Origin of the sequence: Breoghania sp. (genome assembly GCF_963674635.1) — a bacterium.
Classification (GTDB): domain Bacteria; phylum Pseudomonadota; class Alphaproteobacteria; order Rhizobiales; family Stappiaceae; genus Breoghania.
Map to the genome: position 1 here is coordinate 542,791 of NZ_OY771475.1, position 24,976 is coordinate 567,766.

Sequence of the window (24,976 nt, forward strand, 5' to 3'; positions counted from 1 at the left end):
AGGCCCGATGGACAAAGTCCATCGGGCCTTTTCGTTCGCCGGGCCACTACTGGGGCCGCAGTGACTGCTCCGCAGGTCTCAGCGCGGGGCGCCGCGTTTGAGGTCGGCAGCGATATTCAGGCCCTTACCGTCGATGCGGGCGCGGTAGACCTGCAAGTTTTCGGTGATGCGCTGAACGTAGTTGCGCGTCTCGGTGAAGGGGATGCGTTCAACCCAATCGATCGCGTCGACTTTCGGTGACCGAGGGTCTCCGAAGCGCTCAATCCATTCATAGACCCGGCTGCGCCCGGCATTGTAGGCGGCAAACGTCATGATGTAGGAGCCGTTGAACTCTTCCATCAGCTCCGCCAGGTGTTCCGCGCCCAGCCTTGCGTTATAGGCGGGGTCGGCAGTGAGGGCACTCTTGGAGTATCGCAGGCCTGCCTTTCGGGCCGTCGCCTTGGCGGTGCCGGGCATGAGCTGGAGCAGGCCAAGTGCACCTGCATGGCTTTTAGCCTGGGGGTTGAAGGCACTTTCCTGACGTGCAATCGCATAGACCATCGGCTTTTCGACCGCGGAGATGCGCGCTTTTGACGGGATCGCGGATGTGGGGAAGGCGAGCGGGGCGGACTCGTTGTTGCGTCCGGCAGCCAGCTTGCCAACCATCAGGGCGAGCTGGTGTGTGCCGGTCTTTTCGGCGAGATCCGTGAGCAGGGCCGCCTGGCCCGCCGTGGGAAGGGTCAGGGCGAGTGTGCGGAACAGGAGCGTGGCATCTCCCATCCGGTCAGCCTTGTGAATACGGCGGATGGCGTGGACCAGTTCGTTGCGCTCGAAGGCCGAACGGTCGGCCTGTGTCGGGCGCGGAGAGGCGGGCACAGCGGCCTGCGCCATGCCAAGGCGGGTGCGGGCAAGCTGGCCATAATAGGTGGAGCCGAAAACAGCCGCCTGCTGGAAGGAGGCGCGGGCCGCCTGCTGCTTTCCCTGGGCCTCCTGTGCCCTGCCGATCCAGTACTGTGCCCGCGAAATGGTGATCGGGGTGGTGCCGATCCGTGCGATGTTCTGGAAATGGGGCTCTGCGCGCCGGGCATCGTTCATGAAGCGCAGGGCATACCAGCCCGCATGGAATTCCGCTTCGGCATATTTGGCGGGCGAGACCGCGCCGTGATTGGCCGCGATCATGTAGGCGGCGCGGGCATCACCCAGCTCCAGCGCCATGCGCGATTCAAGTCTGCGCTCGATCCACCATTCATCTGCGTTGACCAGGTCGGTCGCCTTGGTGGGGGCTTTGAGCATCAGCTGGATGGCTTCGCGGTCCTTGTCGGCGCGACGCAGCATCTGGATGCGGGCAAATATGTAACCGGCACGCGCGCGCTGGGAGCGCGGCACTGCGTCCATCAGCTTCTTCTGGTCCTTTTGACGGCGGATGACGGCACCGCGCGCCTTCACATAGGCACGCTCCGCAGAGCCCAGCCGTTTCGCCAGTTCGGAAGCCTCGTTCACCCGCTCCTTGTAAAGAAGCATCTCCATCCGGCGGTCATGATCCGCCTTGCGAAGGAGCGTGCCAAATTCGTTCAGGATCAGCCGTTGGGAGGACTTTTCCAGCGTCTCGGTATGCCAGATTTCCCGGATGATACGGGCGGCCTCGTTGTTGCGACGCTTGTCGAGGAGGGCGCGGGCATAGGCGATCTTGCCGGTAAAGCTGATCGGGCCGGCATCGCGGTAGGCGGAGAGAATGATGGAGGACGCGGGCTTCTCGCGCGAGAAGGCAACCTCCGCGCGGCGCCGCATCAGCTTCGCGTTGGGCCAGTGCGGGGCCTCGGCGGCAAAACTGGTGATGAAGGAGGACGGAATCGCCGGATCGCCGGACACGATCAGTCGCCAGTCAATGATGCGACGGTCGAGTGAAGCGGGCATCTTGTTGCGGATCGCGATCGCGGAGGCGATGTCACGCTTGCCGATCGCATCCAGTGCCGTTTTCAGGGTCGCGACGGAGCCTGTGCTGTCGGGGGCAGAGACGCCGACCATATCGGCGTCATCCTCGTCTTCCGACATGAGCGGGGAGTTCCGGGGGGGCGGTGCGCGATAGGCGGGTGCCGATGCTGTGGCGGAGGCATAGCCGATCGCGCCGGTGGAGTCGGGTTTGCGATCCGGCACGGGGGCTGCGCCGCCCACCAGGTTGGCGATGGCGCCAGAAGCTGTGACCGGCGCGGGAGAAAATGCTTCGCCTTGAGGCTTCGGGCGCGGCACCGTGCCTGACGGGTCGAATGCGAAGGCCGGTGACAGGAAGGATTGTGCCGCGAGACTTGCCGACAGCATGAGCACGAGCAAAGGCTCGCGCCGGAGCGCCCGCCGCAGCGGGAACGTGCTGCCGGAATGATTGGAAGACAATACATGGCGGAAAGCATTGGCCATTTCTGGTTCTCGCACCCGGCAGAAATCCTGTGTTATCGCAAGTGATCCGACCCAAATGTGATTTGGGCGAACAGCAAACATGCTAACGCGGCAGCAATTAACGGGGCGTTTACCAAACCCGTCCCGGCCGTGGCTTTTCCATGGCCGAAGCAAGGCGGCGGAATTTTGCGCGAATGTGCGCATACGCCTGCTTGCCGATGCTTCGATGGACGATTATTGTCCGGCGCTATCCAACCGCGCGAAGGCGGCAGGAAAACGGCAAAACTGAAGGAAGCCACAATGTTCAAGGGATCTATTCCGGCACTCGTCACACCGTTCCATAACGGATCGGTCGACGAGAAAAGGTTTCAGGATTTCGTGGACTGGCAGATTAAAGAGGGTTCCCATGGGCTTGTGCCGGTGGGAACGACCGGAGAATCGCCCACGCTTTCCCATGATGAGCACAAGCGCGTCGTGCAGCTTTGCGTGGAAGCCGCGGATGGTCGTGTGCCCGTGATTGCGGGGGCGGGGTCCAACAACACGGTTGAGGCGATCGAGCTTGCGCAGGCTGCTGAGGCCTCCGGTGCGAGTGCGGTGCTTGTTGTGACGCCCTATTACAACAAGCCCAGCCAGGAAGGCCTTTATCGGCACTACAAGGCGATCAACGACGCGATCTCTATTCCGATCATCATCTACAACATCCCGCCGCGTTCCGTGATCGACATGAAGACGGAAACGATGGCGCGGCTGTTTGTCGACTGCAAGAACATCACCGGCGTGAAGGACGCGACCGCCAATCTCACGCGGGTCAGCGACCAGCGCGAGGCGATGGGAGCGGGGTTCAACCAGCTTTCCGGTGAAGACGCGACCGCACTGGCCTTCATGGCCCATGGTGGTCATGGTTGCATCTCAGTGACGGCGAATGTTGCGCCCAAGCTGTGTTCGCAGTTCCAGGAGGCTTGCCTTGCGGGCGATTTCGCGAAGGCGCTCGCCTTTCAGGACCGTTTGATGCCGCTTCATCGCGCCATGTTCCTTGAACCGAGCCCGGGCGGCGCCAAATATGCCTTGTCGCTGCTTGGCAAGGTGGATGACGAGCTGCGCCTGCCGTTGATTTCGGTTTCCGAGGAAACGCAGGTCCGTATTCGCAAGGCGATGGTCCATGCGGGCCTGATCGACTGAGCAGCTTGCTGTCCCAGGCGGCGGCCTTGGTCGAAATTGCAAACAGATCCGGGGCCGGACAGGCGATGCGCCGTCCGGCCCCGTGCTTGAGGAAGGGTTGAACCAGATGGCTCCAAAGAAGTCGAGCGAGCAGGCGAACCGCAAGGTCGTCGCCGACAATCGCAAGGCCCGGTTCAATTATGAGATCATCGATACGCTGGAGGCGGGGCTTGAGCTGACCGGGACCGAGGTCAAGTCGCTGCGCGCCGGCAAGAGCACGATTGCGGAATCCTATGCCACCGAGCACAACGGCGAGATCTTTCTGATCAACAGCTTCGTGCCGGAATATCTCCAGGGCAATCGCTTCAACCACGAGCCCAAGCGGCCGCGCAAGCTGCTGCTGCACAGGCGCGAGATCGGCAAGCTGCTGGGCGCGATCCAGAAGGACGGCATGACGCTCGTCCCGTTGAAGCTCTATTTCAACGACCGTGGTCGTGCCAAACTGGAGCTGGCGATTGCGCGCGGCAAGAAGCTGCACGACAAGCGCGAGACGGAAAAGAAGCGCGACTGGGATCGCGAAAAGGGTCGCCTCCTGCGCGATAAGGGGTAGGCTCCGGTCCCGACGTCTTGCGTCAATTCACGGGAGGGGAGCCAGGCGATGATTACTGTCAGCGATATCCGGGATGAAGGTGCGCGGCTCGCCATCTGCTGCCCCAATTGCGCGCGGCTTCGTTATCTCAACGCCGACAGGCTGGATCCGGCGGCATCGTTGGAGCAGGTCGCGGCCGGGCTGAAATGCTCGCGCTGTCTGGAGCCGGACGTGGAAATCCGCGTCATGCGGCGTGATGTTCTAACTGGCTACTGGCCCGCCGAGAGCGCGCGATAGGCGCGGTCACCATTTGCAGGCGGATGCGCCGGTTTCTCACGGATCGATCTGGTCGTTGCCTGTCGCTATGTGGAAAGACGTAGCGGCTACAGATGGATGACCGCAAAACCTCCGGGGGAGATTCATCTGGCTCAGAAACGGATTCAAGGATCTGAGACGGTGATTCAAGGACTTGGGAAAACGATTCCGGACGTTGAGATTCCGATTCAACGCGGGCCCGCGAGTGGCCTCGTTCAAAGTCCGTTTGTGTTGAACTTGTTGGTGCGCGGGAAGCCTGGCGGCGGGAGGCGACCAGCCTGAGCGCGGTCGCCGCACCAGTCGGAGAGCTCGTCCAGTGTACGCGTGAAGCTGCGCCCGGAACTGTCGGACCAGGTGAGCCCGTCTTCGGCCTTGAACACAATGGCATCGGAAATGCCGCCGTCGCGGTAGCGTTGCAGGCGCACACCGCGGCCACGGGTCATCTCGCCCACCTGTTCCAGCGGGAAGATGAGCAGCTTGCGGTTCATGCCGATGACAGCGATGTGGTCGCCGTCGGCCGGGACGCAGAGCTTTGCCTCATCGCCTGCCGAGACGTTGAGCACCTGCTTGCCCTTGCGGGTATTGGCGACAACCTCGTCCTCGTTGACCACGAAACCACGCGCATCGGTGGCGGCCACAAGCAGCTTGCGACCGGGCTTGTGGACGAAGACGGCGACGATGTCCTGATCCTGATCCATATCCACCATCAGGCGGATCGGCTCGCCCTGGCTGCGGCCGCCGGGCAGGCGGTCCGGCGTCAGGGTGAAGAAGCGCCCGCCGGTGGAGAAGACCAGCAGCTTGTCGGTCGTCTCTGCCGGGAAGGCAAAGGCGAGGGCATCGCCCTGCTTGAAGGAGAGGCTGGAGGTATCCGAGATATGGCCCTTCATGGCCCGGATCCAGCCCTTGCGGGACACAACCACCGTGATCGGCTCGCGCTCGATCATGGCGTTGTGGATCTCCTCAAGGTCGATTTCCTTGGCCTCGCCAAGATCCGTGCGACGCTTGCCGAGTTCCGTTTCCGGGCCATAGGATTTGCGCACGGCGCGGATTTCGCCGGAGATCTTTTTCCACTGAAGCTCGTCGGAGCCGAGAAGCGCGTTCAACTCGTCGCGCTCCGCCGACAGCTTGTCGTGCTCGGTGCGGATTTCCATTTCCTCAAGCTTGCGCAGGGAGCGCAGGCGCATGTTGAGGATTGCCTCGGCCTGAACCTCGCTCAGCTTGAACGTCTTCATCAGGTCCGCTTTGGGCTCATCCTCATAGCGGATGATGCGGATAACCTCGTCGAGGTTCAGATAGGCGATCAGATAGCCGTCGAGCACTTCCAGGCGGTGCTCGATCTTGCCGAGCCGGAAGCGGGAGCGCCGGATCAGGACTTCCTTGCGGTGGTCCAGCCACTGGGTGATCACGTCCTTCAGACTAAGGACGTTGGGGATCTGTCCGCGCGACAACACATTCATGTTGAGCGGGAAGCGGCTTTCCAGATCCGTCAGCTTGAAGAGCGAGGCCATCAGCAGGGTCTCGTCCACATTGCGCGAACGCGGCTCCAGCACGATGCGGATGTCTTCAGCGGATTCGTCGCGAATGTCGGCCAGAAGCGGCAGCCGACGGGCCATCAGAAGCTCGGCGATCTTCTCGATCAGCTTCGACTTCTGGACCTGATAGGGGATTTCGGTGATGACCACGACCCATGTGCCGCGGCCTGTCTCTTCCTTTTCCCAGCGCGCCTGAACGCGGAAACCGCCGCGCCCGGTGCGATAGGCTTCCAGAATGGAGGCTGGGTCTTCCACCAGAATGCCGCCGGTGGGAAAGTCCGGTCCCTTGATGAACTCCACCAGCTTTTCCACGTCCGCGTTGGGATGCTTGATGAGGTGGAGGGCGGCATCGCAGATCTCGGCCACGTTGTGCGGCGGGATGGAGGTCGCCATGCCCACGGCGATGCCCGACGAGCCGTTCGCCAGCAGGTTTGGAAAACCTCCCGGCAACACGACGGGTTCCTGATCGAGCCCGTCATAGGTGTCGCGGAAATCGATGGCATCCTCATCGATGCCTTCCAGCAACAGCCGTGCGGTCTCGGTGAGGCGGGCTTCGGTGTAACGCATGGCGGCGGCGCTATCGCCGTCAATATTGCCGAAATTGCCCTGGCCCTCGGCCAGCGTGTAGCGCTGCGAAAATTCCTGAGCTAGGCGGACGAGGGCGTCATAGATCGCGGCGTCGCCGTGCGGGTGATATTTACCCATCACGTCGCCGACGATGCGGGCGCATTTCTTGAAGCCCTGACCGGGATCGAGCTTGAGCAGCCGCATGGCGTAAAGCAGGCGGCGATGAACCGGTTTCATGCCGTCGCGCACATCGGGTAGCGCTCGGTGCATGATGGTCGACAACGCATAGGCGAGGTAGCGCTCTTCCAGCGCCTCGCGCAGGTTGATCGGCTCAATGCCATCCGGTCCCTCGGGACCTCCGGCGCCATTAGGCGGAATCAGCTCGTTTCCCATGTGTTCTGGGTATCGCGAGGTGGCGAATCGCGCAAGGCGGGAAAGCGCGCAAAGCCTGAGGATTGCGGGACCAACTTGCTGCGCAATCGTCTTTTGTCCGGTTGCTGCACTTTGGGTGCCAGGCAACAAATGACGGAATTGGTGTTTGAAGCTCCGCAGAGGCTTCCCGGGACCCCGCATTGCGGGAAAACAGATGCGCAGACAGCCGCGTTAATTTGCGATCGCTCTTTGACCAAACATTCGCGGAAGGTCGACTGGCCGGGCGATCCAAAGGACGGTCCACGGTCCTGGATGGTCGACGCGGTGAGGTTGGAATGCGCGGAAGCGACAGGGAGACTGCCACTTCCGCGCTGGATTTCGCGTCAGATCAGGTGCAGCCGCAGTAGTAGAAATTCTGGGCGGGATTGAACATCAGGCGGCAGAAGCCGCTCATACATGTTCCGACGCAGGATTTCGGCCCGGTCTGGTAGCACGAAATGCGGATTTCAACGTCTTGGGGTTTGATGCCGAGACGCTCTGCTTCGGAACTCCTGTATTCCTCTTCGGTGCCCGGCACCCAGAACCAGGTTCCGTCAATCTCCACGGCCTTATAGCCAAACGGCGACAAGACATCCCTCGATGTGAAGAACTCCAGATCCCCAGGAGGGGCGGGGGCGTCATCTGCACTTCGGTAGACTTCAATGGCCATGTGAATAACTCCCAAAAATCAGTGCCTTAATTAAACAGCATTGGCATTTTACCGCATTTGGGATCGTACATATATTCAGAAAAAAGTATATGTATGGCGAGAAGCGATCTAGGAGATTGATAGGGCTCGTTTCATCGCCGCGAGAAATGCCTCGCGCGATGTCGGCCACGGCAATTGACGGGGCCCATAAATATGGCGGTCGAGGAAGAATCCGGTCAGGCGGAAGGCGTCGGTCAGTTCCTCAAGTGTGGCTGAGGCTGCGACGTTGGTGCCTTTCATGCGGCGCAGGAAACCGGGCAGGGCGAGCAGCTTGTCCGCATAGGGCGCGCCGGCCTCGCGGCTGACAGCGCGGCCCGATTTCGGCGAGACCCAGATGAGATCGCGCGTCACGCCGGTGGCTGCGCAGGCAGACAGGTCGAGGCCGACGCCCAATTCATTCAGCATCTCAAGCTCGAACCGCACCAGAAGGGCGGCGGCGAGGCCCGCCTCGTCCATATGTGCGAGCACCACTTCCATGGCGGCGTGGAGGTTGGGATAGGGATCGCGTTCCGGCAGCAGGCGCAGAAGGGCCGCGAGTGTCTGGACACCATGGATGCCGATGGGCGATTGCATCAGCCCGGCTGCGCGCAGGTCCAGCCCTTCCATCTGGAAATTGCCCAGATGTCCGTCGAGCCGGGCGCGCCAAGTGAGGCGCACCGAGTTTCCGGGCTGGAGGGTCGGCTGCATCTTGCGCGACCGTCCACCGCGCACAAGGCCCAGATGGCGGCCATGGGCGATGGTCATCACTTCCGCGATGACGGAGCTTTCACCATGCTTGCGAGTGCCCAAAATAATGGCGTCGTCGGTCCATTCCATCGGGTGAATTTAGACGATTCCGGCACGGGGGAGGCGGAAAGAATGCGTGTCGGGAATGTGCAAGGGAAGGGCGGCGACGAAGAGCCCGGCCAGAGAACCTCTCCCATGGGGAGAGGTCGGCGCGGATGCGCCGGGTGAGGGGAGCGGGGAGTGCGTATCCTTGAGGGATCGATACCCCTCACCCCAGCCCTCTCCCCCTGGGAGAGGGGGCACACCTCGCGTTTCGCGAAATAGCGGGCCTTGAACGGGCCGGTTGAAGCGGTGGCGATTTCACAAGGCCCGCGTCGATGAAGAGCCCGGCCAGAGAACCTCTCCCATGGGGAGAGCTCGGCGCGGACGCGCCGGGTGAGGGGTTTGGGTGCATCCGTATCCACGAGAGTTCAATCCCCCTCACCCCAACCCTCTCCCCTTGGGAGAGGTCGGTGCGGATGCAGGGGGATCGAGTGTGTGTGGCTACTGGGAGCTTGCCAAGGGTGTTGCGCTTGCAGCCCGTCCATCGAGACGGGCTGCAAGCTCAGCAGCTTGCGCCAGACGTTGTGACGAGCAAAGCCTAACGCGGGAATTCCAGGCCCATTTCGCGGTAGCGTTCCGGGTCGTTGCCCCAGTTTTCGCGCACCTTCACGAACAGGAACAGGTGAACCGGGCGTTCGGTCATGGCCATGATGTCCTGACGGGCTCCCTGCGAGATCGCCTTGATCGTCGCGCCGCCCTTGCCGAGAACGATCTTCTTCTGGCTGTCGCGCTCCACATAAATGGTCTGTTCCACGCGGGCGGAGCCGTCCTTCAGTTCCTTCCACTGCGTGGTTTCCACGGTGGAGGCGTAGGGGATCTCCTGGTGGAGACGCAGGAACAGCTTCTCGCGGGTAATTTCGGCCGCGATCATGCGCAATGGCAGGTCGGAAATCTGGTCTTCCGGGTAGAGCCACGGGCCCTTCGGCAGGGTCGTTGCGAAATACTCCATCAGATCATCGGCACCGTCGCCATCGAGCGCGGAGATCATGAAGGTCTGATCGAACTGCACCTCCGCATTCGCCCGGCTGGCGAGTGCCAGAAGTTCGTCGCGCTTGGTGACGTCGATCTTGTTGAGGATCAACACCTTTGGGCGCTTCAGTTCCGCCAGTCGCTTCAGGATAGGTGCGATCTCGTCGTCGATGCCCTTGCGTGCGTCGATCAGCAGGGCAACGATATCCGCCCCTTCCGCGCCCGACCAGGCGGTGTCGACCATCGCGCGGTCCAGGCGGCGTTTGGGCGCGAAGATGCCCGGCGTATCGACAAAGACGATCTGTGAGGCATCATGGATCGCCACACCGCGCATGATGGCGCGGGTCGTCTGCACCTTGTGGGTGACGATGGAAAGCTTGGCGCCGACCAGACGGTTCAACAAGGTGGACTTGCCGGCATTGGGAGCGCCGATAAGGGCGACGAAACCGGCGCGGGTTTCCTCCGGCGCTTCGGCTTCAGGAGCCAGGTCGTCAAGGTTTTCTTCGGGGGCGGCCTTGTCGGCCTCTTTGTCTGTCACTTGTCGGTCTCCGACCATACGCCTTCGCGGCGCAGCACGGCTTCGGCCGCGGCTTGTTCTGCCAGCCGTTTCGAGGGGCCCGTTCCTTGTCCGGCAGTCATGCCATCCACATTCACCGCGACGGTGAAAACGGGGGCATGATCGGGGCCCGTACGTTCGGCAATCTTGTAACTGGGCGTCGCCAGCCCGTTGCCCTGCACCCATTCCTGCAGGGTGGTCTTTGCATCTCGCTGATTGCCCGACCAGGATAACATGCGCTCGCGCCACCGGCTTTCGATAAAGGCGCGGGCAACCGCCCAGCCTGCATCGCGGTAAAGCGCACCGAGAACGGACTCGCAGATATCCGCAAGCAACGCCGCTTTCGCGCGTCCGCCCGATTGCGCCTCGCTCTCGCCGATCACCATCAGGTCGCCAAGGCCGAGTTCGCTCGCCACCTCAGCGCAGGTCTCGCGCTTCACCAGATGGTTGAGGCGGCGGGCAAGCTCGCCTTCCTCCGCCTTCGGAAAGGTCTCGAATACCATCTCCGCAACCGCGAGGCCGAGGACGCGATCGCCCAGGAATTCCAGCCTTTCGTAGTTCTCGGTCGCGGAGCGTGCAGGCGGCAGGGCGCTGGCATGGGTGAGGGCGCGCTGGATCAGGCCGCGGTCGGAAAACGCGTGTCCGAGCTGCTTTTCAAGCCTCGCCAGGCCATCCTTGTTATCGCGTGCCATGCTGTCCTCAAAGCGTCGTGAAAATGCGGTCCCAACGTACGGTCCACGGCCACTTCCAGAACATCCACGCCGGTTCGCCGTTCTCCACGGAGAAGAACAGGATTTCTGCCCGACCGACAAAGTTCTCGAAAGGCACATAGCCCACGCCGGACCCGGCCACGCGGCTGTCGGCGGAGTTGTCGCGGTTGTCGCCCATCATGAAATAATGGCCCTGCGGCACCTTGAAGACGCGCGTGTTGTCGGAAGACGCGTTGGGGGTCAGATCGAGGGTTTCATAGGAGACGCCGTTGGGCAGCGTCTCGCGGTAGCGTCTGGCGCGCTGGGTGCGGCCGTACTGATCGGTTTCGATGTAGTCATCAAGGCGCTCGCGCTTCACGGCTGTGCCGTTGATGTAAAGCTCGCCGTCGATCATCTGGATCTCGTCGCCCGGCAGGCCGATTACGCGCTTGATGTAATCGGTGGAATTGTCGCGCGGCAGCTTGAAGACGGCGACATCGCCGCGTTCCGGCTCGGTGGCGAAGATGCGGCCGGAGAAGGGACCCAGCCCCCAAGGGAAGGAATAGCGGCTGTAGCCGTAGCTGAACTTGGAGACAAAGAGATAGTCGCCGACAAGCAGCGTGTCCTTCATCGACCCGGAGGGAATGTTGAAGGGCTGAAACAGGAAAGTGCGGAGCACCAGCGCCAGAAGCAGGGCCTGGACAACGATCTTGACGGTTTCGCCGAGACCGCCCTTCTGATCGTGCTTGTCGTTCACGTCGCTCATCGGGTCCTTCCCGTCTTTCTGTCCTGTCGCGCCGCACGGGCGTCGCTGTCGGAAAGCGTCTGTGCCCAAGCGGGCTCTCATTCAGGTGGTGGCCGACGCGAGCGTGGCGCTTGCGCGGCGTGTCCGGCCTCTTGTTCAGTCGGACGCGCCTGCTTTGGAGGGGCGGAAAGCGCGTTTTGCGATCACCGCACCTGCGAAGCAGGAACGAGGGACTTGATACCGGCTCTCGGGGGCCTGCGCAACGCAAGGTCGCGTCGCGCACATGGTTATTCCGTCCGGACGGGCCGGACGGCTTGCCTTGTTCTCACATTCCGGGATGTCAGGCGCCGATTCCCGTCCTCGCGGCATCCATCAAACGGCGCATTTCGGCAATTGCGGGGCCAAGACCCAGAAAAATCGCCTCGCCAATCAGGAAATGGCCGATATTCAGCTCCCGGATTTCAGGGATGGCGGCAATATCGGTGACCGTGTCGTAGGTCAGGCCGTGGCCCGCATGCACCTCAAGCCCGATATGGGCCGCGTGCCGGGCGGCTTCGCGAATGCGGGCGAGATGCCCCTGACGGGCGGGCTCATCACCGGCAAGTGCTGCCTCGCAATAGGCGCCGGTGTGCAGCTCGATGACCGGAGCGCCAAGCGCGCGGGCGGCGTCGATCTGCCGGATGTCGGGCTCGATGAAGAGCGAAACGCGGATATCGGCGTCGTAAAGAGCTTCGACCAGCGGCTGGAGCGTCTTGAAGCCGCCTTCGGCGTCCAGACCGCCTTCCGTGGTGCGCTCCTCACGCTTTTCCGGGACGATACACGCCGCATGCGGGCGGGCTTTGAGGGCGATGTCGCGCATCTCGTCGGTGGCCGCCATTTCGAGATTCAACGGAATATCGATATTGGCGACGAGATCGGCGATATCGCTGTCCCTGATGTGGCGGCGATCTTCACGCAGATGTGCGGTGATGCCGTCGGCACCAGCTGCCTGCGCCATGAGGGCCGCGCGCAACGGGGAGGGGGCGTCGCCGCCGCGGGCATTGCGGACGGTAGCCACGTGATCGATGTTGATACCGAGGCGCTGGTGCGCGGTCATGGTGTCTCTACTCCGCTCGTCCTGCATCCATGGAGGGATCTATGGGCGGCTCCATGGTGCCGGGATGGATAGGGGCGGCAGCGCGCGCGCGGGACGCTTCCCGGCGGGCGGAAAGACGCTCGCGGCGCGCCATCTGGTATGTCCGCACCATGCCATAAATCACGAAATAGGAAATAGCGGCTGCAATCGCGCCAAGCGGAATGGAGCCAATCAGCATCGGCTTGAAGATCGGCCAGATTGCATCGAAGGACTGGCTGAGCAGGTCCAGGTTCAGCTTGTGATGGGGATGTTGTCCGTTGGCATGCCCCAGCACCAGACGACCGAGCCGATAGGTGGAGGTCCAGATCAGCGGGAAGGTGAGGGGATTGCCCACGGCTGTGCCCAGCGCAGAAGACAGGATGTTCCCGCCCAGAAGCGCCGCGATGATGAAGCCGAGCAGGAAGTGGAAGCCCACAAACGGCGTGAAGGAGGCAAATGCCCCCGCCGCAAACCCCAGCGCAATGGCGTGTGGGGTCGCTGTCACGCGCAAAACACGCTTGGAGAAGTATTTCGCGGAGCGCGCGAAGCTGTGTCGCGGCCAGAGTGCGATGCGGACCTTTTCGGCAAGGCGGGGAGGATCACGGCGCTGAAACAGCATTTCGATGCTTCTACTCGACCGAACCGGGGATTGAGTACTGGGCGGCCGGTCCCACACTCTTCATGGTTGTTTTCGAAACCGCCAATTCAGGCGAGCCCTCGGCTGCCCGGCTTAACCGCGGGAAGGGCGGCCAGTTCGGGCGGCAGGGCGTCGGCCGGATAGGCGGGCACCTTGTACTCGGCAAGGGCGATCAGCGGAACTCCGCAATTTGCCTCGCCAGCAGAACGATCAATAAGGCAGGCGCAGGCCAGAACCTCCGCCCCCATGGCTTTCAGGGCTTCCACGGTCTCACGCGACGACAGTCCCGTTGAGACGATGTCCTCCACCACGATGACGCGCGCGCGCTTTTCCATCTCGAAGCGACGCAGGCGGAATTCGCCACCTTCGCGCTCCACCCAGATGGCGGGAACCTTCAGATGGCGCGCTGTCTCGTAGCCGGGAATGATGCCGCCCAAAGCGGGCGAAACGATGTAGTCGATCCGACCCAGATCCGCCGCGCGGACCCTCTCCGCCAGCGCGCGGCACAGGATTTCGGTGCGGTCCGGATACTGAAAGACGCGGGCCTTTTGCAAAAAGACCGGGCTTCGCAGTCCGGAGGAGAGAATGAAATGCCCCTCCAGAATAGCGCCGGACTCGCGGAAAATGGCCAGTACCTCGTCCTTCGTCATGTCTTCCTTTCCCGGTGACGCCCCTGCGAGCGCGCTCTGTCCTGTCAGTCGTTCTTGCGTTGCACGTTGGCGACGACCGAGGCCCCGCGCAACTGATTGATGATGCGATTGAGGTGCTTCAGATCCCATACTTCGAGATCGATTGTCATCTCGTGAAAATCGTGCGCCCGCCCGATCATTCGAATGTTGTCGATGTTGCCGTCATTCTGGCTGATGATCCTTGCGATCTCTGCCAGAGATCCCGGTTCGTTGACCGTTGACACCGCAACACGGGCGGGAAAGCGTTCCTCGTGATCGCCTTCAATGTCCCAACGCACGTCGAGCCACTGGTCGTAATCGTCGAAATCCTTCAGCGAAGCGGAGTGGATCGGGTAGATCGTGATGCCTTCTCCAGGCGTCAGGATGCCGACAATACGGTCTCCCGGCACTGCTCCGCCATCGGGGGCAAAGCGGATGGGAAGATTGCCTTTCAATCCTCGGATCGGCAGGGCCGCGGTTTCCTTCGTTGCGCCAGCCGGAACCCGGAATTTGAGGCTCGACTCGCCCTCCAGATCGAACCAGCCCTCTTCGGGCGAAATGCCGGTGGGCTTGACGCGGTCCGCAGTCGCCTGTTCGCCCGTCTCCTCGTGGGTCGGGTCGATGACGTTGAGCACGTCGGAGGCATGAATGTCGCTACGGCCGACAGCCGCCATCAGATCCGTGACGCTCGCCTGCGAAAAGCGCAGCAACACCGGCGCGAGGATCGGGTCGTTCAGCTCCAGACCGCGCCGCTCAAAGCCGCGCTGGAGGATATGACGGCCGAGCGCGGCGTATTTCTCGCGCTGTGCTTCGCGCAAGGCCCGGCGGATCGCAGCGCGCGCCTTGCCGGTCACCGCGATGTTCAGCCAGTCATCCATCGGCTTCTGGGCGCCGGAGCGGATGATCTCCACCTCGTCGCCATTGCGAAGCTCCGTGATGAGCGGCACCAGCTGACCGTTGATCTTGCAGCCAACCGTCGTGTTGCCGATGTCGGTGTGGACGGCATAGGCGAAGTCGATGGGGGTTGCACCGCGCGGCAGGGCGATCAGGCGGCCCTTGGGCGTGAAGCAGAAGACCTGGTCGTGGAAGAGCTCAAGCTTGGTGTTTTCCAGGAACTCTTCCGGCGTGTCGCCCTGCGACAGCATGTCGATGGTCTGGCGCAACCACGCATAGGCGCGCGATTCATCGGTCAGGCGTGCGATGTTGCGTCCGCCCTTCACGCCATCCTTGTAAAGCGCATGAGCCGCGATACCGAATTCGGCGACACGGTGCATCTCGTTGGTGCGGATCTGCAGCTCCACACGCTGGCGCGCCGGCCCGACCACGGTGGTGTGGATGGAGCGATAGTCGTTCTGCTTGGGCGTGGAGATGTAGTCCTTGAAGCGACCGGGAACGCTCGCCCACCGTGTATGGACAATGCCAAGGACCGAATAGCAGGTCTCCACATCGTCAACGAGCACGCGGAATCCGTAAATATCGGAAAGCTGTTCGAAGCCGATCGATTTCTGCTCCATCTTGCGGAAGATGGAATAGGGACGCTTCATGCGCCCGCGCACCGTGGAGGTGATCTGGCGCTCGGCCAGCTGCTCCGTCAGATTGCGCTCGATATCGCCGATCAGGGCAGCATTTTTCTCGCGCAGCGCGTTCAGCCGTTCGGTGATCGTCTGGTAGGCCTGCGGATTGAGGATCTGGAAGGCGAGGTCTTCCAGTTCGGAGCGCATGTCCTGCATGCCCATGCGCCCGGCCAGCGGCGCATAGATTTCCATCGTCTCTTCGGCAATGCGGTTGCGGCGCTCGTCTTCCTTGACGAAATGCAGCGTGCGCATGTTGTGAAGACGGTCGGCCAGCTTGACCAGCAGGACGCGCACGTCGTCGGCAATCGCCAGCAGCAATTTGCGGAAATTCTCCGCCTGCTTGGCGCGCCGCGAGACGAGATCGAGACGGCTGATCTTGGTCAGCCCCTCCACCAGCTTGCCGATCTCCTCACCAAAGATGGTGTCGATCTCGGTGCGGGTCGCATCGGTGTCCTCGATGGTGTCGTGCAGCAGGGCGACGGCAATGGTGGCGTCGTCCAGGCGCAGGTCGGTCAGGATGGCCGCGACTTCGAGGGGATGCGAGAAATAGGGGTCGCCGGAGGCGCGCGTCTGCATGCCGTGCTTCTGCATGGCATAGACGTAGGCCTTGTTGAGAAGGGCCTCGTCAGTGGTCGGATTATAGCGGTTGACCCGTTCAACGAGCTCGTATTGACGCATCATGGCGCAGGGTACGCAGTCCTGTGGTTGCCCGCAATCGGGCTGTTTCCGGCACGAAATCCATTTTTACTTTAGATAAGTTACCCGTCTGCAAAGCGCCAGCATCCCGCACCGCAATGGTGAGCGTTTTGCACCGCGAGGGAGCTTGCAAGGCAGGGGGCGCGTTGGGAAACGGGGGCGGGGAATACGACAAAGGGGCGCGCGCTAAAGCGCTTTCGCCCCTTTGTAAAACTCGTTCGTCCTGTTTGGCGGACCCTGTTGCGGGGCTGCCGTAGCAGGGTCAGTAGTCGTCGCTGCGATCCGGCGGAACGAGCCCTTCCAGGCCCTTCAGCAGGTCTTCTTCCGACATGCGATCGAACTCCATCGGCGGCTCGGCGGAATCAGCGGGGCCTGCGGCAGCTGCGGCTGCGCTGGGCACCATCGGGACAGCTTCCGGCTCCGGCTCGTCCACTTCGACGTATTTCTGAAGCGAGTGGATCAGATCTTCCTTGAGATCTTCGGGGCTGACGGTCTGTTCCGCGATTTCGCGCAGGGCGACGACCGGGTTCTTGTCATTGTCGCGATCGATGGTCAGCGGCGAGCCGGATGCAATCATCCGGGCACGATGGCTGGCCAGCAGCACCAGATCGAAGCGGTTATCGACCTTATCGATGCAATCTTCGACGGTCACGCGCGCCATTGCAGATCTCCAGTCCGGGGTCCCGGAGCGCCAGTCTCTGGCTCGGGACCATTGTCTTTTGGCGAGCGCTCGCCTTGGGCCCAAACGTCAACCATGCGGTTGTCATGACATGCAGGGCCACAGGCACAAACGCGCTCGTGAGAGTGAATTCGCTTTATTAGGGTTTTCGCAGCGCAAATGCAAGGGGCAACCTCATTGCCGCCGCTGCCGAAGTGCCGCGCATTTTCAAGAGCGCGCGGGCGTTGGACGTGGTTGGCGCAAACGGTCCCGGCTCGGACCGGCGGGGCGTGCGCTGGCCTAGAGTAAAACGCATGAATACGCGCGCTCTATCCGTTCAACGTGCTGGCGGATGCGGCAGGCCCCACAGGGGACAATCCCAAAGCAAATGAGCATTGGCGGAAAAGCCGCCAAATCCTTTCCTCAGTTGTTGATATCTTGTCATTTCCTGCGCTTTGCTGTCGCGCCTTGTGTGCGGAGACACGTAGTCAGGGCTGCTTCCCGTGGTGAAACGTTGTTGCTAACCTTTAAGCAGCTTTTGGAAAATGGAATAAAATCAAAGCTATTTAAAAAAAACGAGAGGAGATCCGAATTCCCGGGGAATCTGTAGTGGTACTGTTTTCTTGCAAATCGGATTAATTTATATTACATCGACTGAAAAATGCTGTTGATCGGGTTGGCTCGGATTCCAAGCCTATATTTTTAGTGCTCATATTGGTCACGGGTTCGGAATTTTGTAGCTGAACGGTCTCATTCTTGTCTGTGCACATGGCGAATTAACTCCCATAGAAGAAAAGAGAACAAAGATGTTTGACCCGCGTGAGAAGGTTGCGTTGTTCATCGATGGCGCAAACCTCTATGCAACTGCAAAGTCTCTTGGTTTTGACATCGACTACAAGCGGCTTCTCAAGGAATTTCAGGGCAAGGGATATCTTCTGAGGGCGTACTATTATACCGCCCTTGTTGAGGATCAAGAGTATTCGTCCATTCGCCCGCTGATCGATTGGCTTGATTACAATGGCTACAAGGTCGTGACGAAGCCGGTCAAAGAATTCATCGATGCTTCCGGTCGCCGCAAGATCAAGGGCAGCATGGATATCGAACTTGCTGTCGATGCCATGGAAATGGCCGAACATGTCGATCATCTGGTGCTCTTCTCCGGCGATGGTGATTTTCGCTCGCTCGTGGAAGCTGTCCAGCGTCGCGGTCGCAAGGTTTCGGTCGTCTCCACGCTGCAGACCCAGCCGCCGATGATCGCCGACGATCTGCGCCGTCAGGCCGATCACTTCATCGACCTCAATGCGCTGGCCAACAAGATCGGCCGCGATCCGTCCGAGCGTCAGCAGCGTCAGGCGGAGCGTGAGCGCGAAGAGGAATATGACGATCTCTGATTCGTCGCTTTGAGGTCCGCTCTTCGTGCGTCCCAACATTTCGGGCGCGTGGCGATGAGCCGATGTCTTGTGCGCGATCCATGACAGGGCCGGAACCGTGGCGACACGGTTCCGGCTTTTTCGTTTCAACGGTTTGGACGGTGCCGAGTTTGGGCGTTTCCGACGGGCCGATCTGGTTTATGCAGGAGCTGAGCGGCGATTCGAGGGATCGGGAGCCTGTGCCGGTCGGCGCCGTCGGTCAGAAATCGGGAAAAGTGTGTCATGTCTTCTGCGTCTCAGTCAGCCTCCGTGTGCGATCCGGATCGGGATTGCCCGCTCTGTCCCAGGCTGGTCGAGTTTCGCGAGTTCCATCGTGCGCGCGAACCGGAGTGGTTCAACGCGCCTGTGCCGAGCTTTCTGCCGCGTGGCGGCCCTGAGAGTGTGCGGCTTCTGATCGTTGGCCTTGCACCGGGGCTGCGTGGCGCCAACAAGTCGGGGCGGCCTTTCACGGGGGACTACGCTGGGGATCTCCTTTACGAGACGCTCGATCTCTACGGCTTTTCGCGCGGCACGTTTCAGGCGCGGCCCGATGACGGGTTGGAGCTGGTGGGCGCGGCGATCACCAACGCCGTGCGCTGCGTTCCGCCGGAGAACAAGCCGACGGGACCCGAGATCAAGGCCTGCCGTCCCTTCCTGATCAACACCCTGGCGGAGATGCCCAATCTCGGGGGCATCCTGGCACTCGGGCGGGTTGCGCACGAGACGGTTCTGACGACGCTTGGCAAGCGTCGCGCCGCCTATCCGTTCGCGCATAACGCAGCGCATGACATGGGCGACTTCACGCTTTTCGACAGCTATCACTGCTCGCGCTACAACACGAATACCGGACGGCTCACGACGCAGATGTTCCGGGATGTCTTCGATGCGATCGCTGCGCATCTGAACTGAGGCGGACCGCAGAGCAAAAGGCGTTTGCCGACCTTCCAGGTGGGCTGCGGCCGGGCTGAAATCCGGCGGATTGCGATCATCTGCGCTGTGTTGGCATCCATCCTTGCGGGCCGAGGCGTTCCTGCGGCTGGAAGCGGGTCTTGTATTCCATCTTCTTTGAACCCGGCACCCAGTAGCCGAGATAGACATAGGGCAGGCCCATTTTCCGGGCGCGTTCGATGTGATCGAGGATGAGATATGTGCCGAAGGAGAAGTGGCTCATTTCCGGTTCGAAGAACGAATAGACCATAGACAGTCCGTCGGAGAGCACATCGGTGAGGGCTGCTGCGACCAGTGGGCCGTCGCCGCGGTCCTCCTCGGGAAGATCGGGCCTGTCTTCGGCGCGGCGTCGATACTCCAAGAGGATTGTGTCGACGTGGGTGTCCTCGATCATCAGGGCGTAGTCGAGCAGTCGCATGTCGGCCATGCCGCCATCGCTGTGACGGGTGCCGAGATAGCGGCGGAAAAGCTCGTATTGCTCGGTGGATGGGGTTGGCGGCCCTTCCTTGCCCACGTAGATGCGGCCTGCATTGCGGATGCGGCGCAGGGAGCGGGTGTAGTCGAAGTCATCGACGAGCACCCGGACGGACGTGCAGGCCCGGCAATTGTCGCAGGCAGGGCGATAGGCGATGTTCTGGGAACGACGAAAGCCGCCATGGGTCAGGATGTCGTTGAGGAATGTCGCCCTCTCGCCCACAAGATGGGTGAATACCTTTCGCTCTTCCTGGTCCGGCAGGTAGGGACAGGGAGAAGGGGCTGTCAGATAAAACTGCGGATTGTCCGTAATGGGCTTCGTCATGGCCCAAGCCTCGCACCTAATTCACATTCCCGAAACGGGCAAAGTTGTCGCTCGGAGTATCCCGTAACGGCAGGATTTCAAACCCGAAAAAAGAAACTCGGCTAATGCGTCGAACAAGATTGTTCCGCGCATTTTCAGCCTGCGCAATCAGATATGTCAAAAACCATAATACCACGGCGCGATCAGGGAAAAAGAAAGCCACATGATCAGCACCAGCGGAGCGCCTGCGCGGATGAAATCGGAAAACCGATAGTGTCCCGGCCCCATGACGATCAGGTTCGTCTGATAGCCGATGGGGGTTGCGAAGGAACAGTTGGCGGCAAAGATCAGGCAGGTGACGAAGGCATTGACGTCAACGCCTGTGCGTTGGGCAATGTTGATCGCGATGGGCGCAAACAGGACAGCCGTCGCGTTGTTTGACAGCACATTCGTCAAGACGGCGATGAGCAGGAACAGCATGGACAGGATCGCGGCCGGTGGTTGGCCTTCCATGACCGTCATCAGCGCCTCGGCGGCGGCTTTCGCGCCTCCGGTGCGCTCCAGCGCGGTTGCGGCTGCAAGCGATGCGCCGATGAGCATGAAAATCCGGCTGTCGAGCGCACGCAGCGACTGGCGCACGTTGATACATCCCGAAATCATCATCGCCAGGGCGCCGGCAAGAGCGGCTGTGACCACCGGCACGATGCCAAAGGCTGCGCATCCGACAATGGCGATGAAGATGGCGAGCGCGCGCGGTGCGTGGCGGCGCTTGGGGACTTCGGCAGTCGACCAGTCCAACAACAGCACGTCGCGGTTTCCGCGCAATGACTGGATATCGTCATGGGAACCGGCCAGCAGCAGCACATCGCCCGCTTCCAGGCGGATGTCGCTCATGGCCATGCGCGGCATGCGCGAGCGGCGCTGCAGGCCCATGACGACGCAATTGTTATCCGCGCGCAGGCTGGATTGGGCGGTGGTGCGCCCGATCATGCGGGAGCCGGGGGCGACGACTGCTTCGGCCAGCGTCGCGGTGCCTTCGGGCAGCATCTGCTGTTCCGGTGTGGGGTTTGTTCCGTCATTGGAGCGCATGATGGGTTTGCGCAACGACAGCGCCTTGGTCAGGGTCTGTCGTGTGGCAGCCACAATGACTGTGTCGCCTGCCTGAAGCTCCACGCCTTCAAATGGAGGAAGGAAGGGTTTTTCACCACGCTGGACAAGGCGCACGGTCATGTCGCGCAGGTTCGGGAACATGCCCGCGACGGCGCGCGAGCCAACGAGCGGGTGATTGTAGGTGACCGGGATCTGGGCGATGAACTGCTTGCCGCCGGCAGGGCCCTGAACTTCGTCGGCCATGGTCTTGCGCGGCTTCAATATCTTCGGCATCACGAAGATGATGTAGAGCGATCCGATCGTTGCCATCAGCGCGCCGATGGGCGTGAAGGAGAAGAAGCCGATCTGGATATCGCTCACGCGTTCGGCGACATCGGCAACCAGAAGGTTGGTGGACGAGCCGATGAGCGTCGTCATGCCGCCCAGAATCGCGATGAAGGAAAGCGGCATCAGCACCCGGGCGGCAGCGGTGCCGTTTGCCGCGGCCATGGCGGCCAGTACCGGCAGGAACATGACCACCACGGGGGTGTTGTTGAGAAAGGCGCTGATGGCGGCAACGCCGATGAGGATCGGCGTGATGGGGGCTAGACGGAGCTTTCGGAACACCTTCAGGATGTGCTGTGTCGGTTTGTCGAGCGCATCGGTATGAAAAAGCGACTGACCGACGATCAGCAAGGCCATGATGGTGATCAGCGCCGGATTGGCGAAGCCCATCAGCAGAACCTGCGGGCCCAGATCGCCGTCCGGGCCATCGATGGGCAGGACGGTGAAAAGGATCACGAATGCGACGACGGAACCGAGCGCGGTGACCTCGATCGAAAAACGCTCCAACGCATAGAGCACAATCGTGACCCCGATGATCACGAAGGTGAGCGCCATCTGGATATCGGCAACCGTCATCTGACGTGCGTCCGCACTTGATTCCCCCTGTCGGCCTGCATGGCAGCTGCCCGGCGTCTGCCGGATCGCGCCCTTTGAGCCTGAAGTCAGCAAACTGAGCCTGAAGTCAGCAAACTGGGCCTGAAGTCAGCAAACGCGCGAAGGCGAAGCCTCTTGGAGCCTTCCGCCTTTGCCTTCGCTCGCGCATTCCGGCACGCGCGCTTGCAGGCATTCCGCTACCTGTCATGCGATCAATAGACTGTCTTCAATGCGTTATCGGTAGCGACTTCGCCGGGACTGCGCAAGCATAGCTGACGGGGGAGAGGTGTAGCTCAGTACGGACGGGCGAGTGCTGCGGTGTTCACGACGATGCCTCCCACGATGATGTCGTGCAACAGGCGTTTCTTGTCGGAGAAGAGGGAAACCACCAGTACCAGCGGCGTGATCATGCCCATCGAGATCCAGAAGAGCACTACATGCGCGATGGCGACGAGCGGGGTGGGGCGGCTGCCGTCATCGAGCCGGAGCTGAAGGCCGAAAGCGCGCATGCCGGGCGTGGCGGAGGAGGGGCCACCCAGCGTGAAGGCGCTGTAGAGAATGGCGACGCCCTGCCAAAGAAAGGCATAGGCAAGCCACCCAATGCCGAGCGTGAAGATACCGAGAAAGAACACGGCGATCCCGGCCAGGAACGTGAAGAACAGGATGGCCATGACATCGATGACAAAGGCCAGAATGCGCTTCGTGCGGACCCCTTCGAACAGCGCCATGTATTTCAACGGATCGCGCGCGGAAAGAGCGTCGGGTTCTATGGTGCTCATGATGTGGCGTCCTTTGCATCTACGGGCTGTCGGGGGCTATCCCTGCTAAAAATTGGGGGCGCGGCGCGGATTTTCAATCGTCCGTGGCGTATCGATGCACTTTCACACGATGGCCTTCGGGGTTCCCGATAGTCTAGAAGGCTCCCTGCGGGCGGAGCATCCCGGATTATGCGGACCTTTGCAGCGAAATGTTGGGCACGGCGCCGCACGACTGGCGCGAGGCGGGTGCGCAGAGGCGGCTGGGGCGCCGTGAACTGGCGGTGCTCAGTCTGCCGTTTCCGCCGCGTCCAGCCGGTCCACCTTGTAACCTCGGCCTTCCAGTGCGCGGATGATCTCGTCGGCGTGGTCGTTGTCGCGGGTTTCCATAGTCACATCGAGCATGGCGCCCTTGGCGGGCACGTCGAGGAACAGCCGGTGATGGGCGACCTCCACCACGTTGCCGTCCATCTCGCCGATGAGCGTGGAGATCTCTCCAAGGACACCGGGACGGTCCGGGATACCCATGCGGATGGCGACCATGCGGCCTTCGCGTGCCAGCTCGCGCACGATGATGGAGGCGAGCAGGCGCGGATCGATGTTGCCGCCGCACAGCACCAGCCCCACGCGCTTGCCGCGGAAACGTTCCGGGTGCTGCAGGATGGCGGCGAGCCCGGCCGCACCTGCGCCTTCCGCGACCGTCTTTTGAAGCGCCAGAAACGCGTTCACGGCGCGCTCGATGGCGGCTTCCTCAACCAGAACCACGTCATCGACAAGGGCTTGCGTAATCTTCCGGGTCAGCTTGCCGACATTCTTGACCGCGATGCCTTCCGCCAGCGTGTTGCCGCCGCAACGGGCTTCTTCGCCATGCAGTTCGGCATACATGGAGGGGTAGAGGGCGGCCTCCACGCCGATGATCTCGATCTCGGGGGCTTTCGCCTTGACGGCGACCGCGATCCCGGAGATGAGCCCGCCGCCGCCGATGGGCACGATGATCGTGTCGAGCTCGGCGTTCTTGTCCAGGATCTCCAGGCCGATGGTGCCCTGACCGGCGATGATGCGCTTGTCGTCATAGGGATGTACGAGCACCAGGCCACGCTCGCTGATCAGGCGTTCCACGGTCTCCTGCGCATCGGCGATGGTCTCGCCCGCCAGCACGACGGTTGCGCCGAAGGAACGGGTTGCAGCCACCTTCACGTGCGGTGTTGTCGTGGGCATGACGATGGTGGCGGGAATGCCGAGGCGGGAGGCGTGATAGGCGACGGCCTGCGCATGGTTGCCCGCCGACATGGCAATGACGCCGCGCGCGCGTTCTTCGTCCGACAGATCCAGCAACCGGGTCAGCGCGCCGCGTTCCTTGAAGGAATTGACGTATTGCTGGTTCTCGAACTTGACCCAGACATCGGCCCCGGTCAGCCGCGAGAGGCTCGGGGCGGGCAGGAAGGGCGTGTGAACAACCTGCCCCTCAATCAACCGCGCGGCTTCCTCGACATCGGCGAGGGTGACGGGAAGGTCGGTCGGGGTGGGCTGGGCCTGATCGCTGGACATTGTGGTACCGCATATATTGGGGAGACCCAGCGATGTGCACCCGTTTGTCGCGATTGGCAAGCGGGGTACGCGTTTATGCGATGAGCAGGCTGGCCATCGTGCTGGCAACCATCAGCGCGGCCAGTGTGACGTTGATGGCGCGCAGGCGGCTGGGGGCGCCTGCCAGCCGCGCCATCAGCGTTCCGGCCATCGCCCAGCAGAAATTGGCGCCGCCGCCGAGCACCACAAAGGTCAGCGAAATGATGCTGACATCGCGCAGATAATGGTCGGGCGCGGCGAACTGCGACAAGGCCGCGATCTGCATTGCATAGGCCTTGGGGTTCAAGGGATGCACCCACAAGCCGCGCAGAAAACCGGGCGCCCTTGACGCGGCGCTTCCCGAAACTGTGCCGGCGCGCGCGAAGGCGATGATCCAGGCGAGATAGAGAATATAGGCGAAACAGGCGAGTTGCAGGGCGCCCTGAAGGACCGGCACGCTGGAGATCAGGGCCAGCAGACCGGCTGCCGCCAACCACAAGGTGGTTGTGAACCCGACGAGCATTCCTGCCAGAAACGGCAGGGTACGGGTCGGGCCGTGGGTTCCGCCAAGCGCCGCAAGCGCCATGTTGCCCGGGCCCGGAGTGCCGCTCGCCGCAAGTATGAACAGGCTCAACAGCGCATATCGTTCTGCCGGCATGAAGGACGGGAGATGGGCGGGCAATTCGGTGAGCATGGCGCAAATCCAG

At 61.8% G+C, this 24,976-nt stretch carries 22 protein-coding genes; 5 read left to right on the plus strand and 17 right to left on the minus strand.

What is annotated here, in order from left to right; translation table 11 throughout:
• Positions 1 to 78: 78 nt before the first annotated feature.
• A complete protein-coding gene (locus tag ABGM93_RS02475; RefSeq protein ID WP_321503169.1) occupies positions 79 to 2,391 on the minus strand; it encodes a lytic transglycosylase domain-containing protein in 2,313 nt (770 codons plus the stop codon).
• Between the two features lie 279 nt (positions 2,392 to 2,670).
• Here ABGM93_RS02475 and dapA point away from each other — a divergent pair, with 279 nt between their 5' ends.
• The 3 genes from dapA (at position 2,671) to ABGM93_RS02490 (ending at position 4,414) form a co-directional block, all read left to right on the plus strand.
• Positions 2,671 to 3,549 (plus strand): 4-hydroxy-tetrahydrodipicolinate synthase, encoded by an 879-nt coding sequence (gene dapA / locus ABGM93_RS02480; protein WP_321503172.1) that lies wholly within the window; start codon positions 2,671 to 2,673, stop codon positions 3,547 to 3,549.
• Between the two features lie 106 nt (positions 3,550 to 3,655).
• Positions 3,656 to 4,138, plus strand: a complete 483-nt coding sequence (smpB, locus tag ABGM93_RS02485; protein WP_321337585.1) for an SsrA-binding protein SmpB — start codon at positions 3,656 to 3,658, stop codon at positions 4,136 to 4,138.
• Positions 4,139 to 4,186: 48 nt separating this feature from the next.
• Entirely contained in the window at positions 4,187 to 4,414 is a 228-nt protein-coding gene (locus ABGM93_RS02490; protein ID WP_319773308.1) for a hypothetical protein, read from the plus strand.
• A gap of 233 nt (positions 4,415 to 4,647) precedes the next feature.
• On the opposite strand, the gene parC is transcribed toward ABGM93_RS02490, so the two are convergent.
• The 11 genes from parC to rpoZ form a co-directional block, all read right to left on the minus strand.
• Positions 4,648 to 6,924, minus strand: coding sequence for a DNA topoisomerase IV subunit A (gene parC, locus ABGM93_RS02495; protein ID WP_321503174.1), 2,277 nt, complete (start codon positions 6,922 to 6,924; stop codon positions 4,648 to 4,650).
• Positions 6,925 to 7,291: 367 nt separating this feature from the next.
• Positions 7,292 to 7,612: a hypothetical protein gene (locus ABGM93_RS02500; RefSeq protein ID WP_321503175.1), complete on the minus strand. Its 321-nt coding sequence runs from the start codon at positions 7,610 to 7,612 to the stop codon at positions 7,292 to 7,294.
• A gap of 108 nt (positions 7,613 to 7,720) precedes the next feature.
• Positions 7,721 to 8,467 (minus strand): DNA repair protein RecO, encoded by a 747-nt coding sequence (gene recO, locus ABGM93_RS02505; protein WP_321503176.1) that lies wholly within the window; start codon positions 8,465 to 8,467, stop codon positions 7,721 to 7,723.
• Between the two features lie 550 nt (positions 8,468 to 9,017).
• Positions 9,018 to 9,935 (minus strand): GTPase Era, encoded by a 918-nt coding sequence (era, locus tag ABGM93_RS02510; RefSeq protein WP_319774224.1) that lies wholly within the window; start codon positions 9,933 to 9,935, stop codon positions 9,018 to 9,020.
• A 47-nt stretch (positions 9,936 to 9,982) separates the two neighbouring features.
• Complete coding sequence (rnc, locus tag ABGM93_RS02515; protein WP_319773312.1) at positions 9,983 to 10,696, minus strand: ribonuclease III; 714 nt, start codon at positions 10,694 to 10,696, stop codon at positions 9,983 to 9,985.
• A gap of 7 nt (positions 10,697 to 10,703) precedes the next feature.
• Positions 10,704 to 11,459, minus strand: a complete 756-nt coding sequence (gene lepB / locus ABGM93_RS02520) for a signal peptidase I (protein ID WP_319773313.1) — start codon at positions 11,457 to 11,459, stop codon at positions 10,704 to 10,706.
• A gap of 319 nt (positions 11,460 to 11,778) precedes the next feature.
• Positions 11,779 to 12,534 carry a pyridoxine 5'-phosphate synthase gene (locus ABGM93_RS02525; RefSeq protein ID WP_321503177.1) on the minus strand — a complete coding sequence of 252 codons (756 nt, stop codon included), beginning with the start codon at positions 12,532 to 12,534 and terminating at the stop codon, positions 11,779 to 11,781.
• A gap of 7 nt (positions 12,535 to 12,541) precedes the next feature.
• A complete protein-coding gene (locus ABGM93_RS02530; RefSeq protein WP_321503179.1) occupies positions 12,542 to 13,171 on the minus strand; it encodes a DUF2062 domain-containing protein in 630 nt (209 codons plus the stop codon).
• An 86-nt stretch (positions 13,172 to 13,257) separates the two neighbouring features.
• A complete protein-coding gene (gene pyrE, locus ABGM93_RS02535) occupies positions 13,258 to 13,839 on the minus strand; it encodes an orotate phosphoribosyltransferase (protein WP_321503182.1) in 582 nt (193 codons plus the stop codon).
• Between the two features lie 44 nt (positions 13,840 to 13,883).
• Positions 13,884 to 16,112, minus strand: coding sequence for a bifunctional (p)ppGpp synthetase/guanosine-3',5'-bis(diphosphate) 3'-pyrophosphohydrolase (locus ABGM93_RS02540; protein ID WP_321503184.1), 2,229 nt, complete (start codon positions 16,110 to 16,112; stop codon positions 13,884 to 13,886).
• Positions 16,113 to 16,389: 277 nt separating this feature from the next.
• Positions 16,390 to 16,788 (minus strand): DNA-directed RNA polymerase subunit omega, encoded by a 399-nt coding sequence (gene rpoZ, locus ABGM93_RS02545; protein ID WP_321503185.1) that lies wholly within the window; start codon positions 16,786 to 16,788, stop codon positions 16,390 to 16,392.
• Between the two features lie 803 nt (positions 16,789 to 17,591).
• Here rpoZ and ABGM93_RS02550 point away from each other — a divergent pair.
• On the plus strand, positions 17,592 to 18,176 hold the full coding sequence (locus tag ABGM93_RS02550) for an NYN domain-containing protein (protein WP_319773319.1): 585 nt from the start codon (positions 17,592 to 17,594) through the stop codon (positions 18,174 to 18,176).
• A gap of 261 nt (positions 18,177 to 18,437) precedes the next feature.
• Complete coding sequence (locus ABGM93_RS02555; protein ID WP_321503187.1) at positions 18,438 to 19,103, plus strand: uracil-DNA glycosylase; 666 nt, start codon at positions 18,438 to 18,440, stop codon at positions 19,101 to 19,103.
• A gap of 76 nt (positions 19,104 to 19,179) precedes the next feature.
• Here the strand turns inward: ABGM93_RS02555 and ABGM93_RS02560 are convergent, their stop codons facing one another.
• From ABGM93_RS02560 to ABGM93_RS02580, 5 genes are all read right to left on the minus strand, one after another.
• On the minus strand, positions 19,180 to 19,941 hold the full coding sequence (locus ABGM93_RS02560; protein ID WP_321503191.1) for an arginyltransferase: 762 nt from the start codon (positions 19,939 to 19,941) through the stop codon (positions 19,180 to 19,182).
• A 156-nt stretch (positions 19,942 to 20,097) separates the two neighbouring features.
• Entirely contained in the window at positions 20,098 to 21,930 is a 1,833-nt protein-coding gene (locus ABGM93_RS02565) for an SLC13 family permease (RefSeq protein ID WP_321503196.1), read from the minus strand.
• Positions 21,931 to 22,241: 311 nt separating this feature from the next.
• On the minus strand, positions 22,242 to 22,727 hold the full coding sequence (locus ABGM93_RS02570) for an RDD family protein (protein WP_321503198.1): 486 nt from the start codon (positions 22,725 to 22,727) through the stop codon (positions 22,242 to 22,244).
• 264 nt (positions 22,728 to 22,991) lie between these two features.
• Positions 22,992 to 24,251, minus strand: a complete 1,260-nt coding sequence (locus ABGM93_RS02575; RefSeq protein ID WP_321503201.1) for a threonine ammonia-lyase — start codon at positions 24,249 to 24,251, stop codon at positions 22,992 to 22,994.
• A 73-nt stretch (positions 24,252 to 24,324) separates the two neighbouring features.
• The gene (locus ABGM93_RS02580) at positions 24,325 to 24,963 is read right to left on the minus strand and encodes a LysE family translocator (protein ID WP_321503205.1); all 639 of its coding nucleotides are present in this window, start codon (positions 24,961 to 24,963) and stop codon (positions 24,325 to 24,327) included.
• Positions 24,964 to 24,976 lie beyond the last annotated feature (13 nt).

Excerpts from the sequence above, each read along its gene's own strand:
- rnc (WP_319773312.1), bottom strand. The coding sequence starts at position 10,696 with ATGGCACGCGATAACAAGGATGGCCTGGCGAGGCTTGAAAAGCAGCTC.
- ABGM93_RS02500 (WP_321503175.1), bottom strand. The coding sequence starts at position 7,612 with ATGGCCATTGAAGTCTACCGAAGTGCAGATGACGCCCCCGCCCCTCCT.
- ABGM93_RS02565 (WP_321503196.1), bottom strand. The coding sequence starts at position 21,930 with ATGACGGTTGCCGATATCCAGATGGCGCTCACCTTCGTGATCATCGGG.
- ABGM93_RS02530 (WP_321503179.1), bottom strand. The coding sequence starts at position 13,171 with ATGCTGTTTCAGCGCCGTGATCCTCCCCGCCTTGCCGAAAAGGTCCGC.
- ABGM93_RS02490 (WP_319773308.1), top strand. The coding sequence starts at position 4,187 with ATGATTACTGTCAGCGATATCCGGGATGAAGGTGCGCGGCTCGCCATC.
- lepB (WP_319773313.1), bottom strand. The coding sequence starts at position 11,459 with ATGAGCGACGTGAACGACAAGCACGATCAGAAGGGCGGTCTCGGCGAA.
- ABGM93_RS02525 (WP_321503177.1), bottom strand. The coding sequence starts at position 12,534 with ATGACCGCGCACCAGCGCCTCGGTATCAACATCGATCACGTGGCTACC.
- smpB (WP_321337585.1), top strand. The coding sequence starts at position 3,656 with ATGGCTCCAAAGAAGTCGAGCGAGCAGGCGAACCGCAAGGTCGTCGCC.
- recO (WP_321503176.1), bottom strand. The coding sequence starts at position 8,467 with ATGGAATGGACCGACGACGCCATTATTTTGGGCACTCGCAAGCATGGT.
- ABGM93_RS02550 (WP_319773319.1), top strand. The coding sequence starts at position 17,592 with ATGTTTGACCCGCGTGAGAAGGTTGCGTTGTTCATCGATGGCGCAAAC.
- ABGM93_RS02560 (WP_321503191.1), bottom strand. The coding sequence starts at position 19,941 with ATGACGAAGCCCATTACGGACAATCCGCAGTTTTATCTGACAGCCCCT.
- ABGM93_RS02540 (WP_321503184.1), bottom strand. The coding sequence starts at position 16,112 with ATGATGCGTCAATACGAGCTCGTTGAACGGGTCAACCGCTATAATCCG.
- ABGM93_RS02570 (WP_321503198.1), bottom strand. The coding sequence starts at position 22,727 with ATGAGCACCATAGAACCCGACGCTCTTTCCGCGCGCGATCCGTTGAAA.
- pyrE (WP_321503182.1), bottom strand. The coding sequence starts at position 13,839 with ATGACGAAGGACGAGGTACTGGCCATTTTCCGCGAGTCCGGCGCTATT.
- ABGM93_RS02555 (WP_321503187.1), top strand. The coding sequence starts at position 18,438 with ATGTCTTCTGCGTCTCAGTCAGCCTCCGTGTGCGATCCGGATCGGGAT.
- ABGM93_RS02475 (WP_321503169.1), bottom strand. The coding sequence starts at position 2,391 with ATGGCCAATGCTTTCCGCCATGTATTGTCTTCCAATCATTCCGGCAGC.
- ABGM93_RS02575 (WP_321503201.1), bottom strand. The coding sequence starts at position 24,251 with ATGTCCAGCGATCAGGCCCAGCCCACCCCGACCGACCTTCCCGTCACC.
- ABGM93_RS02580 (WP_321503205.1), bottom strand. The coding sequence starts at position 24,963 with ATGCTCACCGAATTGCCCGCCCATCTCCCGTCCTTCATGCCGGCAGAA.
- rpoZ (WP_321503185.1), bottom strand. The coding sequence starts at position 16,788 with ATGGCGCGCGTGACCGTCGAAGATTGCATCGATAAGGTCGATAACCGC.
- parC (WP_321503174.1), bottom strand. The coding sequence starts at position 6,924 with ATGGGAAACGAGCTGATTCCGCCTAATGGCGCCGGAGGTCCCGAGGGA.
- dapA (WP_321503172.1), top strand. The coding sequence starts at position 2,671 with ATGTTCAAGGGATCTATTCCGGCACTCGTCACACCGTTCCATAACGGA.